Consider the following 15,469-nt stretch of genomic DNA (forward strand, 5'->3'; position numbering starts at 1 on the left):
TGTTATGCGGCTTAATCTCACTTAAAGAAGTGACTACTTTGATTGTAAAGTTTTAATAAAATTTTGTAGCTGAAGTACTACTTAATCTATCGCAAGCACCGATGGTCTATGCTGAGCAGACAGCCTTGACTTATTTGCTTGGCTACCAGGCATGGGAAGATTTTTTAATGGTGCTTAAAAGTGTGCCAAGAGTACTCTATAGCTCTGATTTAGGACAGCCGACACAACCAGATATTGAACAATGGCTTGGACAAAGCGAAAAATGGTTTGAGCTAATGAACCTGAGTAGTAATCGTATTGACTTTGTTAGGCGCGAATGCTGCTATCAGATGTTAAAAGAGTAAATGCAATATTTTTTTATAGCCTTTTAAGAAAAGGCCGATTTTGTTAATACTTAAATAGTTCTTCAGCCATAAAATCAATGAATAAACGTAGTTTAGGGGCCATATATTTGCTGGTAGGCCACAACATACGAAACGCTCCTTGATGCTCAATATAGTCATCCAATAAGGTAGTTAGCTCCCCCCTGTTTATGGTTTCTCGCACCATAAAGTCAGGTAAGCAGGCGATTCCTAAACCAGATATTGCCACATCAAGCAGAGCTTCAGAAGTATTACATACCATAGCTGCATGTATCATGGATTCTGATTCTGTATTAGTTCGAACTAACGGCCAAGACTCGTATTTACCTGTGCTGGGAAATTTATGCTGCAAGCAAGCATGATCGCTCAGCTCGGCAGGGGTCTCAGGCTTACCATACTTGGATATGTAGTCCGGTGAAGCGACAAGCAACAAGCGATATGTTCCAAGAGATCTAGACATTAGTCTTGAGTCTGTTGGCTCACCGGTGCGGATAACAGCATCGAACCCTTCTTCAACGACATCCACCATTCGATCCGAAAAGTCGACATCTAACTCAATTAACGGGTATTGATGCATAAATGAAGTAAGCACTGGCATAACCAAACTGCCCACCAGCGGTAGACTTACATGAAGTTTACCTTTGGGTTCCTTATGGATCTCTGATAACTCGAGTTCTGCTGCTTCGACTTCACACAATATACGACGGCATCGCTCAAGAAATAATCTTCCCTCTGCAGTCAGTGTGATGCTGCGGGTACTTCGATGAAGCAAACGGACTCCCAAGCGGGCTTCTAATCGAGCTACGCTTTTGCCAACTGCAGATGAAGATACACCAAGATTGCGACCAGCCTCTGAAAAGCTTCGAGTCTCTGCCGCTTGTACGAAGTAGTCAATTCCACTTAGAGCGTCCATATTTCACCATTTAGGAATTTTTGTCCGATATGTTTTGAACTCTAGCGTTATTGTCCTCTTTTTTCAATATACTTAAAGTAATCATCTACTCTCACATGCGAAAGGGAAACGCTAATTAATAGCAAGATACCTTCGCTTTTAGCGGGTTCAATGATTATGAGCACATCAGAAACAAGCAACTTAAATATGGAGTGCAGTAAAACAGCTCAATCGGATCGTCTTCCGGTTACGGCATTACTAGCACTTGCATTAGCGGGGTTCGTCACAATACTAACCGAGGCTTTGCCAGCTGGTCTGTTGCCTCAGATCGGAGCGGGGCTAGGGGTTTCAGACTCACTTGCTGGCCAGCTTGTTACCATCTATGCCATCGGCTCCCTTGTTGCCGCCATTCCGTTGGTGGCTGCTACCCAGGGGATTCGGCGCCGTCCCTTACTGCTGGCCGCTATCGTAGGTTTTGCTATCGCCAATACGGTCACCACAATCTCAACGAGTTACATTTTGACCATGGTTGCCCGCTTCCTTGCTGGCGTAGCGGCAGGGCTGTTGTGGGCGCTCTTGGCAGGCTATGCCGCTCGAATGGTTCCTGAACATCTAAAAGGGCGTGCCATCGCGATTGCAATGGTGGGCACACCATTGGCCCTATCTTTGGGTGTCCCGGCGGGTACGTTTCTCGGGACGCTGGTAGGTTGGCGTGCTTGCTTCGGAATCATGAGTGTTATGGCGTTAGTGCTAATCGTTTGGGTTCGTGTAAAAGTACCTGATTTTGCAGGCCAGTCTGCGGGTAAAAGATTCACGCTGAGACAGGTATTCACTATGCCTGGTATTCGTCCTGTATTGTTCGTAGTCCTTGTTTTCGTGCTAGCGCATAACATTCTTTACACTTATATCGCACCTTTTTTGGCTAATGCTAATTTGGCCGAACGAACTGATCTGGTTCTACTTGTCTTTGGTATTTCTGCTCTGATCGGCATCTGGGTCATTGGTGTATTTATTGACCGGTATCTTCGCATACTGACTTTAGCTAGTACTTTTATATTCGGATTGGCAGCGCTGGTGCTTGGAGTGGCTGGCGATGTGCCAATCGCAGTGTATGTTGCAGTCGGTGCATGGGGAATCTCATTCGGCGGAGCTGCTACTTTGTTTCAAACAGCTCTCGCCAAAACAGCTGGAGAAGCAGCAGACGTTGCGCAGTCCATGCTAGTTACAGCCTGGAACTTGGCTATCGCAGGTGGAGGAATCGTTGGTGGTATATTGCTGGATCGTTTTGGTGTCGTTTCATTCCCACCCGCGCTGCTTGTCCTACTTGTAGTAACCCTGTTAGTTGTATGGTCGGCACGCCTACATGGTTTTCCGGCTTCAAAACGCTAGTAGTATAGCAAGAATTGTCGATGGCTAGAGCTATTCATAACTGTCCTTGCAGCTTGTAAGTTCAGAACTGCAATCTAAAGAATGGAATCTTGGTGCCATTTCGCATTAAATGAGATGAGTGCAGGAATTGAAACATCAATAAATTGCAGAGCATCGTAACGGCTTTGATTGGATGCGGGCTGACTCTTGTTGATAATGCTTCAATGCTAATTACGGGAAAACATACCTACTGGGTGTAATGCTTATATGTTGAATTGGAGTGATTGAGAGCGATGGATAATAATATTGAGCACAATCCGAGTATGTTACAGAACCAGGGAGCTGATTGGACAGTAGAGGTTCGGAGAGCAGCAGATTTTGTGATGAGCTATTGGGCTTTGTTGGGAATTGGCACTCTGGCTCTCTCTGTTATTGCAATGCATGGTTATCTGGTAGGAGAAGCGATTCCACTCAGTATCACTTCTCCCGATGTTATTAACGGGCTTCCGGCCCTTTTTATCCTCATCGCATATGCCGTATTCATTTTAACATGCTCAGCTGCACTGCCAGCAATGATATTGCTGAGTCGAAGCAAGGCGCTAAGTCGTAGTCTTTTAGAGGAAATGCTTCAGAGTGGGAGTAGCTATTCTAATAACGAACATAAGGTGCGAGGGCGCTTGACTATATGTTGGTGCTTGGGGCTAACCGTTCCTGCGATTATTGTCATATCACTTTTGTATTGGCCTGAATCCTTGAATTGGCTGTGGTATCTGGGAGTTTTCGTTACCGCTACTCTTTCATTTTCTTTTTCTTTGGCCCTGTCTGTACGTCAGATGTTGCCTCTCGTTTGGAAAGCTCATGCTAAAGAAAAGTGGGGTGGCTTTATTGCATATGGCACCTTTCAGACGCTCGTCATGATTAATCTAGGTGCAATTGTTGAGTCAAAAGTAAGCGCCGGATTAATAGGTATATTGGGGTTTCTGATAATTTCTATGTTGCTGTTATCTATATTCCAGATGGCGATTGTGTGGAGCATATGGGACGTCTCTCGTAAGCCTAAGCCTATTATACGTGCGGGCGGCATTGCCGGAATTGTTATTCTGGTAGTTTGTACCATGCCACCCTTAAACCAGGTATTTGTTGGGTATGCTATGTCGAGCTCAGCGACAGGTGGTCGTGGTTGCACAGTGTTCATTTGGACTGAGGAATCTAAAGTTCTGCCTGAGTTGCGCAGCGAAGATGACCGCTTAAAAAGCGTTGATCTAAGGATTCCGATGGCTACTAGAGATATCTTTTATACTCGACCTTGGCAGAACGGCGTGTCGAAGGAAATTGCTTTAGTCCCATCTGCCAGCGTGGCTAAGGTTATGGAGTGTGACTCTTGAATGAGCTGGAGTAGAGCCACTGCAGCGCAGAATTTTGAGAGCTGATGGTAAAAGGCTGCTTTTACAAGCCGCACGGTGTCAGACGCGGCTCGCGCTATTCGGTGCTGCGTGGTTGAGCAACTATTGAGGTGGCCACTTCGCCAATAAGATAGGCGTCAGACCCGCCTTTGCCGAAACACCATCACTCCCGCGATTAAGATCATGCCCATACCCAGCCAGGTCATGGCATCGGGCACTTCGCTGAAGAGCAAGTAGCCCCAAAGGCTGGCAAAGATGAGGTAGGCGTAATCAAAGGTGCCGATCAACGCCGAAGGGGCAATTTGATAAGCCCTTGCCACCCCGGTATTCACAATGATCAGCAGTAGGGCGTAGGCGCCCACGAGCACTAACGCTTTGGCGTCTAGCGGTTGCCAACCGGCGAACAGGAACGGCGCGTGTTCGGCGATCGTTGCTGTGCTGTTGATTGCCACCAGCACGCTGAAGAGAGTGCCTGCTGCCAGGAAGGCTAGATTTAATCCCAGGGTGAGAAGTAAGGGGTGCTCTCTTTGGCAGTGGTGGCGAGTGACCAGCATGGCTAGCGCATAAAAGAGGGCGGCAAGCACGGGTAGCAGTGTGGCAGGTGTGAAAGTGTCGCCGCCAGGGCGCAACACCACCACCACGCCCAGGAAACCGCAGAGGATGCCCAGCCACGCCTGGCGTGAAAGATGCTCGCCCGCCCCAAAAGCAGCCAGCACGGCAATAAACAGCGGCGTTGTGTAGATGGCGACCGCCGCCACCGAAAGCGGAATCAGCGGCAGTGCTGCGTAGTAGGTTATCCACATCAGCAACAGAAGCAGGCTTCTTATCGCCACCCAGCGGCGTGATTTTACCTTGGGGTGGGGGCCTGAATGGCCAATGATCAATCCAAAGAGTATCGGCAGCGAGAGTGTTGAGGCGATGACATAGAGTTGCCATAGCGACATACTGGCACTTAGATACTTAACCAGGGCGTCGGTCAACGCCAGCAGAAAGACAGCCCCCACGATAAGGCTTATGCCCTGTAGGATATTATCTTGTGGTTCAGCGGTGGCCTTCATTGCAGCGTTCCAGAGATGAATTCCGTTCTAGAATGCCGCTGCCGCAAGCAGTGCTTCAAACGACTTCTGCGTCACCATGCATGAGCTCAGATTATGGATAACTTCATCAAGTCTCTTCCACCACTGGCGACGCTGCGCCCCTTTGAGGCTGCCGCCAGGCTGGAAAGCTTTTCGCGCGCGGCCGATGAGCTCCACCTGACCCAGGCGGCTATCAGCCGACAGATTCGTGCACTGGAGGAAGACCTAGGCGTGATGCTTTTCGAGCGCCGTCATCGCCGTGTGTTTCTTACCCGGGAGGGGCGTGAGTTTGGCCGTACGGTCTCCCAGGCGCTGGAAAGTATCGCCACGGGTGCTCAGGCGCTGCGCGGCGACCCAAATGATAAGCGCGTCGTGTTGTTCTGCCAGTTATGCGAAGCGTTCTATTGGCTGATGCCACAGCTGGCTGACTTCAATCGTCGTTATCCTGACATTGAGATACAGCTGGCGACCTCGACAAGGCCGATTACCGAATTTAGTGGCAGCTTCGACATTGCGCTGCAAACCAACGGACGACCCAGCGGGAGCCATCGATTGGTGTTTACCGCCGAGGATGAGATATTTCCGGTCTGCAGCCCAGCTTATTTGGAAGGGGGCAACACGCCGTTGAGTCTCAATGCGTTGCTGAACCAGCGGCTACTTCACCACCATGCGGAACCGGCGGATTGGCTGGAGTGGGATGAATGGTTTCGTGCCATGGGGCACTTTGAACACACATCAGCGGAGAGTGCTGTGTTCGATAGCTATCCACTGCTACTGCAAGCGGCTGTCGCGGGGCACGGCATTGCACTGGGGTGGCGGCGCACAACGCAACGCTTAATTGAAAATGGCGAGCTGATCCGCCCGGTGGCAGAGAGCCTGCCCCAGCACGATGCCATCGCCCTCTACACACGCCAGGGCGCGCCTCAACGACCAGGCAGCGAAGCGTTATTGGGCTGGCTGCATGAGGTGTTGAGTAATTAATGACGCTGAGCTCTGTCTGATAACTGGCTGCGCTCGACCCTACGGGGTTAACCATCGGCTCAACGTACTCATTTACGTCACGTAAACTCGCGATCGAGTTCGATCCGTCTTTTCGCCGTTTTTTGCCTTGCTTGACCTTTGCAGGCCGACTTTTCATACAAAGCCTAAGGCGTTAGTTAGAGACGCCCTCGCAGTTGTCGTGATACAGCGGGTCATCGGTGCCCAACGCTAGGTGATTGGTGGCGTCGTTGTAGTAGAAGTGGCCGGACTCGGCGTTTGAAAGCGCATAGTCTCCGCACACTCCATAGCCCTTGTTGACTCGCTTCAAGTTGGAAATCTCAGCCTTTGCCTGGCTGCCGAGTTGTTCCGATATAGTCGCGGCGATGTGGCCATCACGCTTGGCCTCAGAGTAGGCCTGACTACCGAATATCAGGCCCGCAACGGCTAAAATGGCGACGACGGGAATCCATAGGTTATGCATAGCGTGTCCAGTTAGAGGATATAAACGTGCATGAGGGCGTCAGAAAAATTATTTAGCTGGATAATAACTTTTTGCCCAGCCCATTTCATTGGTTGGCGAGTAGTTGGTTTACACAAGGATCCGCGCCAACCTTACGACACTAAACTGCTTTATGTAGTGGTTCACTGATTCCGGACATCAATCGCCCCAGCACGATTCTATCGCCCTATACACACGCCAGGGCGCGTCTCAACGCGCAGGCAGCGAAGCGCTATTGGGTTGGCTGCGTGGGGTGTTGAGTGATGAGCAGATTGCTGAAGCGACAGGCTTGGCGTTAGGTGAAGTGGCTAAGTTGCGCACTGAAGATAAGCGCTGATCGATTGCCTTCTGACCTAAGCGGCAGCCCTTGAACCTGCTCAAACTTCCCGGTCTCGTTCGTATCGCTCCACGTTTGGAAATGGCGGTAGCCAATGTTCGCGGCGAATGTTCCAAAGCTCATACGACGGTTTCAGTTGGTTGGGTGAATCAAGGGTGCCCAGGTGTATTTCGATTTCGTCCTCGCTTACCGAAAAAACCGACGAACCGCATACCGAACAGAAGTAGCGCCCCTGATAACTGTGCGGTTCGCCTTCGATAATGACAGCTTGCTTGGGGTAATCGGCAGCCGCATAGAAAAGCGCCCCGTGATGCTTGCGGCAATCCATACAGTGGCAAATACCTACCCGGAGTGGCTCGCCATTGGCCACGATTCGGATCTTACCGCAGAGACAGCCACCTGTTAGTTGCTCCATTGCCAATCTCCAGAAGACTCATACATTCAAAGTAGGTGGCACTTTTGGTTTTGTCTTGCTGCTGTATCGTTGGTATTTGATGCCCGCAAACCGACATAAATCTAGCTGTTGCAGGAGGCGGATTTGCCTTAGGGCCCGGAATTAGTTTGTATCTCGGTTACAAGCAGGCGCGGATATTAAGCTGGGAAATCGCCTCCCTGTGGGTCTTTAAAAGATAGGTGCTTTGTGAACTAAAAGTACACAAAATTTGACGATATTAAAGAGCCTTATGGAAGATTCTTTAGTTAAACAATGCCGAAGACACGCTGCCATGGGACTGGGCGCTCAAGATGTCGGCACCCGAGAGGGCAATCATGGAAGCTATGGACGAGCTGCCCGATCATGAGAGTTTTCACAATATCGATATGTTGTTTGAGAGCCTGACAACGCTGCGCCCGAAACTACTGTCAGCTCTGCTGCAGAGTTGTAAGAAGATCAAGATAAAGCGGCTGGTTTTTGTCTTTGCAGATCGCCACGAACACCCCTGGCGTAAGTGCCTCGACCCAGCAGAATTCAATCTTGGCAGTGGCGACAGTGCACTGGTAAAAGGAGGCAAGATACATCCGCGCTATCGCATTATGGTGCCTGAAGAATTTGTAAGGGCGGAGACCAACGATGGCACGTGAAACCTATAAAGCACAGGTCGCACTTCTTGTGCATATTCTTCCGGATGTCGCCAAGGAAGATGTATTCGCGCTAAAGGGCGGCACGCCCCAGCCGCTATGTGCTTTACTATCAGCAACTTTTATTCACGGAGGAAACACCCATGGCCATAGGCGGCTTGATAGGATTATTGGATGACATTGCCGCATTGGCGAAGTTGTCCGCAGCATCACTGGACGATGTGAGTGCCGCCGCAGGGCGTGCGACGGCGAAGGCGGCCGGGGTGGTGGTGGATGATACGGCAGTGACCCCACAATATTTGCAGGGGGTAACAGCAGAGCGTGAACTGGCGATTTTGAAGAAGATTGCGCTGGGGTCGATCCGAAACAAGCTGATTTTTATCCTGCCGGCAGCACTGCTGCTGAATTACTTTTTGCCCATGCTATTGCCGATCATCCTGATGGTGGGGGGCACCTACCTGGCCTTTGAGGGCGCGGAGAAGGTCTGGCACAAGCTCTCTGGCAAGCATGAGGACGACAAGCCTGCGGTAGAGAAGGGACCGGAAGCGGAGAAACAGATCGTCAGTGGCGCCATTCGCACCGACCTGATCCTGTCTGCTGAAATCATGGTAATCGCGCTTTCTACTGTTTCCCATCAAGGGTTCTGGTCGCAGATGGTGAGTCTTGTGGTGGTCGCGTTTGTCATCACTATCCTGGTGTACGGCGTAGTGGCGCTGTTAGTCAGAATGGATGACCTCGGCCTGAAGCTCGCCCAGCGGGAGAGTTCGGGAATAAAGAAACTGGGCCGTGGTCTGGTCACGGCCATGCCCAAGGTACTAGCAACCATCTCGGTCGTGGGCACCGTCGCCATGCTCTGGGTGGGTGGGCATATCCTGATGGTCAATCTGGGTGCCGATGGAACGGGTTGGTTCAACGCGCCCTATGAGTGGGTACACCACATCGAGCTTGGCATTAGTGAGGCCACCGGTGCCATGGGCAGCACGCTGGGCTGGAGCTTCAATACGCTGTGCTCGGCAGTGATTGGCTTTTTGGTGGGCTCGGTGGTGGTGGGGGTGGTGCACCTTGTTCCCGTTAAGAAAGCGCAAAATACCTGAAATCTTTAAGAATCAGTTATTTTGTTAACTCAAAGTACACCATATTTAATTTTTCAAAGAGCGCGTGGCTGACCTTTTAGTAAAGTGCTAATGAGTGAACTATGAGTTCACATAAAGTAGCAATACTAAAGAGATTAGTTACGCCATACCTACGGGGTTCATGGTTGATACCGCATGGCTTGAACGCCACGGTATCTTCCAACGCCCCGCGCCGAACGTAACAAAGTCGGCCACCATCGATTGGAAAACCTGCCTGCGCTCCACGCAGCATATTATGCGCTACGACATCTATGTCGTCGGTACAAAGGCGCCTGCCTGGATATCTGGTGAGGCCACTCCCAACTGAAAGAGAGTGACCGGATTTAGTACATAAGTTAAACAAGTGATCCTTTACAGTTTCCATAAAGTCTACTTAGATTAAGTAAGGCGGCGCTTCATTTTATAAAGGCATTGCAAGCGGGTTTGCCAAGCGCTCTTGATAGTAATAAACCACGAACAACGGAGGTACTTGGTTTGGCTACTGATAACGCATCTCGGAGTGTAGGCGGTTGGTTTCTGCTCGTGTTCGCCATCATTCTGATTATCCTCGGTCTGATTCTTGCCGCTGGCGGGATCTGGCTGGTGACGCTGGGCGGCTCCTGGTATTACCTCATTGCCGGTCTGGGATTGATCATTTCAGGTGGCTTAATGGCCAGGGATTCGCTCACGGGAGTCTGGGTCTATTTCTTGGTTCTGTTAGGCACGCTGATTTGGGCCTTATGGGAGGTTGGCTTGTCGCCATGGGAGCTGCTGCCCCGGGTATTCGGTTACATCGTCCTGGGTGTCATCGTCTTGGCGCTGATGCCCACTCTTAAACGCCGCCAAGTCACTAGTCGACAAGCCGCTACATGAGGAGCGCTGCCATGTTTACGTCACCGCGAGTGTTGGCCTATGTCGTCAGCCTGTCACTGGCGACGCATGCCGTTGCCCAGAATACCGAGGGTGAAACTGACGCCCCAGAGGAGCTCACCTCAAGCGAGTCCCAAATTGATGTCGGCGAGAGCCAGGCGGTTCAGGCACCGACCTTCTCGGCGACGCCACAGCCCAGCGATGACCCAGCGCCCGGCGATTGGGCCGCCTGGGGAAGAGAGAGCGGGGCCTCACGTCATTCGCCGCTGGATGAAATCACGCCCGACAATGTTAGCCAGTTGGAAGTTGCCTGGACCTATCGCACAGGCGATATGCCGGAAGAAGACGGACAGGGCAAATACGCGCCTGAAACTACACCGCTCAAGGTTGGCGATAATCTGTATCTCTGCTCGGCCATGAACGTAATGATCTCCCTTGATGCACGGACCGGCGAGGAGCAGTGGCGCCATGATCCCCAGGTCGATACAGGTGCCATTCCCTATAGCGCCAGCTGCCGCGGTGTAACCTATTACGAAGTTCCGGATGCCGATGATGATCAGGCCTGCGCAACCCGCATCATTGAGGGGACGTTGGATGCCCGGTTGATTGCCGTCGATGCGCAAACGGGCGAGCTGTGCCAGGCGTTTGGTGACGGCGGTACGGTAGATCTATGGGCAGGCATCGGCGAGAAGGTTCCCGGTTGGTACGCCGTCACCGCGCCACCGGTCGTCGCCCAGGGCGTGCTGGTGACCGGTGCCCAGGTTAAGGACGGGCAAGCGGAGGACGCACCCTCCGGCGTCATTCGTGGCTACGATGCCGTTACCGGCGAACTGGAGTGGGCGTGGGATATGGGCAACCCCAACTTGGATGGCCTACCACCCGATGGCGAAACCTATACCCGAGGCACGCCCAACATGTGGACCACTGCTTCCTCCGATGAGGCGTTGGGCTATGTCTACCTGCCGATGGGCAACTCCTCGGTCGACTACTGGGGCGGGAACCGCAGCGAGGAAGAACACGAATTCTCGACCTCGCTCGTCGCCATCGACGTCAACACCGGCGATCCGGTCTGGCACTTCCAGACCGTCCATTACGATGTCTGGGACTATGATCTTGGTTCGCAACCGACTCTGGTCGATTTCCCCCAAGATGACGGCAGCACGGTGCCGGCGATCATTCTGCCCTCCAAACAGGGCGACATTTACGTGCTCAACCGTGAAACCGGCGAATCGCTATTCCCCGTGGAAGAGGTTGAGGCGCCCACTGGCGGTGTTGAGCCCGATAACCTCTCGCCCACACAGCCTAGTTCAGGCTATCACTCCCTCGCTTTTCCGAACCTAGAAGAGAAGGACATGTGGGGAATGACGCCCATCGACCAGCTGTGGTGTCGTATTCAATTCCGCCGAGCCTCCTATAAAGGCATGTACACGCCGCCGACCGTGGGTCAGCGCTTCATTCAGTACCCCGGATACAATGGCGGCAACGACTGGGGTAGTGCAGCGGTGGACGCCGAGCGCGGCATCATCATTGCCAATTACAATGACATTCCCAACTACAACCGTCTCATCCCTCGTGAAGAAGCCGAGGAGCGTAATCTTCAACCCATCTACGCAGGAGGTGACAACACCGATAGCGAGTCGGATGGGCCCGCCGAAGGGGCCGGCGATCCACAAGTAGGCGCGCCTTACGCGATCGACGTCAATGCCGGCTGGCGAGCGCCGGTTACCGGCATGCCCTGCACCGCGCCTCCTTATGGCGGCATTCGCGCCATCGATCTGGCGAGCGGTGAAACGCTCTGGGACGAGCCATTGGGCACGGCACGCAAGAATGGCCCCTTCGGGATACCTTCATATATGCCTTTCAAAATCGGCACACCCAACAACGGTGGTCCTCTGCTGACGGCCAGCGGACTGATATTCATCGCTGCCGCCACCGACGATCTGATTCGCGCCATCGACACGGAAACCGGTGAGGTGCTTTGGGATGACGTGCTGCCGGCCGGTGGGCAGGCCAATCCCATCACCTATGAGGCCGATGGTCGCCAATACGTAGTTATCGGGGCCGGCGGGCATCACTTTATGGAAACACCGATAGGCGATTATGTAATCGCCTACGCGCTACCAGAAGACGAGAATTAAGATCGCTGTCTTGGCTGAGCCAGTTTTCGACTGGCTCAGCTATTTTCAAAAGTAATCAATAGGAAGTTGGGAAGGTCTGACAAGAAAGACAAGCGTCCTAACAAGCCTTCTGAATACCCATGAGCCGAATATAAACCTTATTCGGCTCATAATGTGATCTGAATAGATGGGCCAATCGGCTCATGTATCTCTGGGAACTGTGCACCTGCTTCATCGCCGTCCCGCTCATTTGATCTAACGCCTGAACCAACTGCTTTTTACTCTTCCTGCTGCCGATTAACTGCCCGAACGAAAGCGCTGGGTGCTTGGCCAAGCACCTTGCGAAACATGCTGGAGAAAGCGGCAGTGCTGCTGGCGCCATACGCCAAAGGAGAGGCCCGTCTGCTGACGGAAAAGGCGATTGAAGGTGCGCTGACTGCAATGTAGCTGCCGTGCCCACTCTTCGGGAAGGGTGTGAATGCTCGGTTGGCCGAGAAACGTCCTGCACAGGCTGGCAAGTGGAAGGTCATGGGGCAGGGGCGCAAACAGTGGCAGGGCTTGAGCCTGTTTCAGTTCGTATAGAAGTAGTTGAGCCAGGGCACCGTCGCGGCCGTCTTCCTTATAGATTGCGGGGATGTGGGCGGAAGCCAGCAGCAGGTGATGCAGGAGAGGCATCACGACTAGCACCTCGCAGTTGGGCGAAGTACGTGGCGCGACGAGAGGCTCGATATACAGGCTTCGGGTGCTCACCCCGTTCATGCGCACTTGGTGCCGTTTGCCCGCCGGTAGCCAGACGCCGCTATAGGGCGGCACCATCCAGGTGCCGTTATCCGTGTTCACCTCCATCACGTCGGCTGGCGAGTTCTCACTGTCTCAAGGGTACCGTTCACTAATGACTGTCCAAGGAATGGAGGCCTGGAAAATCATATCCAATCGGATCTTTCCTCTCCAAAAGGCTACAACAAACTGGCTAACGAGGTGCGTGACCGGTTAGGCGAGCTAGGTTTGCATGCGATTGTCGCGAGCCAAATTCCAATGCATCGTATGGGAAGTCCAGAGGAGGTGGCTGGTGCCGTTCTATTTCTCTGCTCAGGCGAGGCTTCCTACATCAATGGTGCAGAGATACATATCAACGGTGGTCAGCACGTCTAAATAATGTAAAGCGCTGAAATTATCAAAGGTTCTACCTTTGTGAAACCGCTCGAAAGATTTCTGGTCACCCTTCCCATGCTCACGGATGTTTTCCATCCCCATGTCTGCTTCCTCCGCCACTAAAGGGAGCGTGAAAGTCTCTGATTCACCGGCCCCGTCATGAAGTCTACGAAGGCTCTCAACGCGCTGGGCATGTGCTCACGGTGAGGATAGTAGAGATAGAACCCTGGGATCGAAGGCATCCATGAGGACAGGACTCGCACCAACTCACCGCTGTCAAAATAGGCTTGAAGGTGATTCTCGGGCAAATAGGCGAGCCCGGTGCCTTCCAAAGCCGCCGCGGTTATCAGGCTGGTGTCATTGATGGTTAATGCGTGGCGCACCTGTAGATCAAAACATCTCTCATCTTCCTGAAAGGTCCAAGCGTACAAGGCATTCGAGGCGCTCCAGCGGTAGTTGATGCAGATGTGGTCGTGAAGGTCGGCCGGCACTTCCGGTGGCGGGCGCCGAGCAAAGTAGCTTGGTGCACCTACTACGGCCATGTTAAGGGCCGGTGTCAATTGTCTGGCGACCATATCCTGCTGCAAGCGCTTGCCCGAGCGAATGCCCGCGTCGAAGCCTTGCGAGACGATATCGGTCAGCGTGTCGTCGATGACGAGATCGACATTGATATCAGGATAGTGCTCCAGGAAGGCATGAAGCCGTGGCACTAGCACTAGCTGGGCTGCGATGCGCGGCAAATTGATCCTGATCGTGCCTTGTGGTGAGGCCTGAAACGCTGCCGATTCATCAACGGCCTGCCGGATGTCGATGATGGCTGGCTCCACACGCTGGAGCAGACGTTCGCCCGCCTGTGTGAGCGATACACTACGGGTGGTACGACTCAAGACTCGTACGCCCAGGCGCGTCTCCAGCGAGCGTATGGTGTGACTCACTGCCGATGGCGACATTCCCAGCTGTAACGCAGCACGGCGGAAGCTCTGCGATCTGGCAACCTCCATGAACGCGATGAGCTCGGCAATCTCCTTTCCATTCATATTGATGCCTCTCATTCATCACTGCGTGCTGATTGGTGCGTATTATAGTACACGCGCCGTCATGGGATAGTTTCACCACGCTGTCGACAGCCGTCGGCACGACTCGAGGGAGCCAACATGATGAAAGAGATAAAGCGCTGGGAGATGGACGCGATCGGTCGTGGAAGACTGACAATGGCCACCCGGGAGAAGCCGCGTCCCGCGGCGGGTGAGGTGCTGGTCAGGGTGGCGGCCGTCTCGCTCAACTACCGCGATAAGATGGTAATCGAAAGTGGCAGAGGACTGACGCTGACTTACCCCTTCACTCCCGGTTCCGACATGGCTGGCACCATCGTCGAACTGGGGGAGCAAGTGAATGGGTTTGTCGAAGGAGATCGTGTCATCTCTGTGTTCACACCTGACTGGATCGATGGGCGTCGGCCTGGTAACGCGCGAACACCGGCTTACCGCACCTTGGGAGGTTTCTATCCTGGCGTTCTGAGCGAATACGTTGCCATGCCCGCTGCATGGGTGGTTCATGCGCCGCGCTCTCTGAATGATGTCCAGGCAAGTACATTGCCCTGCGCTGGTCTCACCGCCTGGTTCGCGCTCGTCGAGAGAGCCGGTGTCAAAGCTGGCGATCGGGTGCTGATTCCGGGAACCGGCGGGGTGGCGCTATTCGGTTTGCTCATTGCAAAGATGAGCGGGGCAGAGGTGATCGTTGCCACACAACCGTCGAAAGGCGAGCGAGTGCTGGAGCTGGGGGCTGATCACTGGGTGGATCGTTCCCGCGACGACTGGATGGAAGCCGTGTACGCGCTGACTGAAGATGAGGGCGTGGATCACGTGCTTGACGTGGTCGGTGGCGATAATCTCGGCGTTTCCGTCCAACTGGCCGCCGTCGGTGGGCACGTATGCCAGATCGGGGCATTGGCAGGATTCGATATCGCATCTCCGGCCATGCCTTTGATGCTAAAGGATGTCACGATCCACGGTATTGGCACGGGCAGTCGACGAGCGCTGGAACGCTTCGTGCGGGCGGTAGATCAAGCTCGGCTTGAGCCGGTCATTGATGCACGTTATTCCCTCGCCGAGCTGCCTCAGGCACTGGATCATCTGGATAGCAGGCCATTTGGAAAGATCGTGATCGACGTGCATGATGATTGAGATCAGTGCGGTGGTAGGTGCTCACCGCCAACCATGCAGC

General features: G+C 53.1%; 18 protein-coding genes. 11 read left to right on the plus strand and 7 right to left on the minus strand.

Annotated elements, in window-relative coordinates:
- Positions 1-125 precede the first annotated feature (125 nt).
- The gene (locus QEN58_RS03660; RefSeq protein ID WP_280105803.1) at positions 126-344 is read left to right on the plus strand and encodes a hypothetical protein; all 219 of its coding nucleotides are present in this window, start codon (positions 126-128) and stop codon (positions 342-344) included.
- Between the two features lie 43 nt (positions 345-387).
- Here the strand turns inward: QEN58_RS03660 and QEN58_RS03665 are convergent, their stop codons facing one another.
- Positions 388-1,275 carry a LysR family transcriptional regulator gene (locus tag QEN58_RS03665; RefSeq protein ID WP_280105804.1) on the minus strand — a complete coding sequence of 296 codons (888 nt, stop codon included), beginning with the start codon at positions 1,273-1,275 and terminating at the stop codon, positions 388-390.
- Between the two features lie 156 nt (positions 1,276-1,431).
- Here QEN58_RS03665 and QEN58_RS03670 point away from each other — a divergent pair, with 156 nt between their 5' ends.
- Positions 1,432-2,643 carry an MFS transporter gene (locus tag QEN58_RS03670; protein ID WP_280105805.1) on the plus strand — a complete coding sequence of 404 codons (1,212 nt, stop codon included), beginning with the start codon at positions 1,432-1,434 and terminating at the stop codon, positions 2,641-2,643.
- Between the two features lie 272 nt (positions 2,644-2,915).
- Complete coding sequence (locus tag QEN58_RS03675; protein ID WP_280105806.1) at positions 2,916-4,007, plus strand: hypothetical protein; 1,092 nt, start codon at positions 2,916-2,918, stop codon at positions 4,005-4,007.
- Positions 4,008-4,162: 155 nt separating this feature from the next.
- Here the strand turns inward: QEN58_RS03675 and QEN58_RS03680 are convergent, their stop codons facing one another.
- Complete coding sequence (locus tag QEN58_RS03680) at positions 4,163-5,083, minus strand: DMT family transporter (protein WP_280105807.1); 921 nt, start codon at positions 5,081-5,083, stop codon at positions 4,163-4,165.
- Positions 5,084-5,176: 93 nt separating this feature from the next.
- On the opposite strand from QEN58_RS03680, the gene QEN58_RS03685 reads away from it, so the two are divergent.
- A complete protein-coding gene (locus QEN58_RS03685; protein ID WP_280105808.1) occupies positions 5,177-6,082 on the plus strand; it encodes a LysR substrate-binding domain-containing protein in 906 nt (301 codons plus the stop codon).
- A gap of 172 nt (positions 6,083-6,254) precedes the next feature.
- Here QEN58_RS03685 and QEN58_RS03690 read toward each other — a convergent pair whose 3' ends face one another.
- Positions 6,255-6,563, minus strand: coding sequence for a hypothetical protein (locus QEN58_RS03690; RefSeq protein ID WP_280105809.1), 309 nt, complete (start codon positions 6,561-6,563; stop codon positions 6,255-6,257).
- Between the two features lie 395 nt (positions 6,564-6,958).
- Positions 6,959-7,333, minus strand: a complete 375-nt coding sequence (locus tag QEN58_RS03695; RefSeq protein WP_280105810.1) for a GFA family protein — start codon at positions 7,331-7,333, stop codon at positions 6,959-6,961.
- Positions 7,334-7,662: 329 nt separating this feature from the next.
- On the opposite strand from QEN58_RS03695, the gene QEN58_RS03700 reads away from it, so the two are divergent.
- The 6 genes from QEN58_RS03700 (at position 7,663) to QEN58_RS03725 (ending at position 12,115) form a co-directional block, all read left to right on the plus strand.
- Positions 7,663-7,998, plus strand: a complete 336-nt coding sequence (locus QEN58_RS03700; protein ID WP_280105811.1) for a type IV toxin-antitoxin system AbiEi family antitoxin domain-containing protein — start codon at positions 7,663-7,665, stop codon at positions 7,996-7,998.
- Complete coding sequence (locus tag QEN58_RS03705; protein WP_280105812.1) at positions 7,988-8,173, plus strand: hypothetical protein; 186 nt, start codon at positions 7,988-7,990, stop codon at positions 8,171-8,173. The genes QEN58_RS03700 and QEN58_RS03705 overlap by 11 nt, the downstream gene beginning before the upstream one ends.
- A gap of 10 nt (positions 8,174-8,183) precedes the next feature.
- On the plus strand, positions 8,184-9,089 hold the full coding sequence (locus QEN58_RS03710) for a DUF808 domain-containing protein (protein WP_280105813.1): 906 nt from the start codon (positions 8,184-8,186) through the stop codon (positions 9,087-9,089).
- 160 nt (positions 9,090-9,249) lie between these two features.
- Entirely contained in the window at positions 9,250-9,435 is a 186-nt protein-coding gene (locus tag QEN58_RS03715; protein ID WP_280105814.1) for a hypothetical protein, read from the plus strand.
- Between the two features lie 167 nt (positions 9,436-9,602).
- A complete protein-coding gene (locus QEN58_RS03720) occupies positions 9,603-9,980 on the plus strand; it encodes a glucose dehydrogenase (RefSeq protein ID WP_280105815.1) in 378 nt (125 codons plus the stop codon).
- A gap of 11 nt (positions 9,981-9,991) precedes the next feature.
- Entirely contained in the window at positions 9,992-12,115 is a 2,124-nt protein-coding gene (locus QEN58_RS03725) for a membrane-bound PQQ-dependent dehydrogenase, glucose/quinate/shikimate family (RefSeq protein ID WP_280105816.1), read from the plus strand.
- A 276-nt stretch (positions 12,116-12,391) separates the two neighbouring features.
- On the opposite strand, the gene QEN58_RS03730 is transcribed toward QEN58_RS03725, so the two are convergent.
- From QEN58_RS03730 to QEN58_RS03740, 3 genes are all read right to left on the minus strand, one after another.
- A complete protein-coding gene (locus QEN58_RS03730) occupies positions 12,392-12,934 on the minus strand; it encodes an AraC family transcriptional regulator (protein WP_280105817.1) in 543 nt (180 codons plus the stop codon).
- A 249-nt stretch (positions 12,935-13,183) separates the two neighbouring features.
- Positions 13,184-13,348: a hypothetical protein gene (locus QEN58_RS03735; protein ID WP_280106968.1), complete on the minus strand. Its 165-nt coding sequence runs from the start codon at positions 13,346-13,348 to the stop codon at positions 13,184-13,186.
- 17 nt (positions 13,349-13,365) lie between these two features.
- Positions 13,366-14,283, minus strand: coding sequence for a LysR family transcriptional regulator (locus QEN58_RS03740; protein ID WP_280105818.1), 918 nt, complete (start codon positions 14,281-14,283; stop codon positions 13,366-13,368).
- Positions 14,284-14,400: 117 nt separating this feature from the next.
- On the opposite strand from QEN58_RS03740, the gene QEN58_RS03745 reads away from it, so the two are divergent.
- The gene (locus QEN58_RS03745; RefSeq protein ID WP_280105819.1) at positions 14,401-15,429 is read left to right on the plus strand and encodes a zinc-dependent alcohol dehydrogenase family protein; all 1,029 of its coding nucleotides are present in this window, start codon (positions 14,401-14,403) and stop codon (positions 15,427-15,429) included.
- Positions 15,430-15,469 lie beyond the last annotated feature (40 nt).

This window comes from Halomonas alkaliantarctica (genome assembly GCF_029854215.1).
GTDB classification, from domain to species: domain Bacteria; phylum Pseudomonadota; class Gammaproteobacteria; order Pseudomonadales; family Halomonadaceae; genus Vreelandella; species Vreelandella alkaliantarctica_A.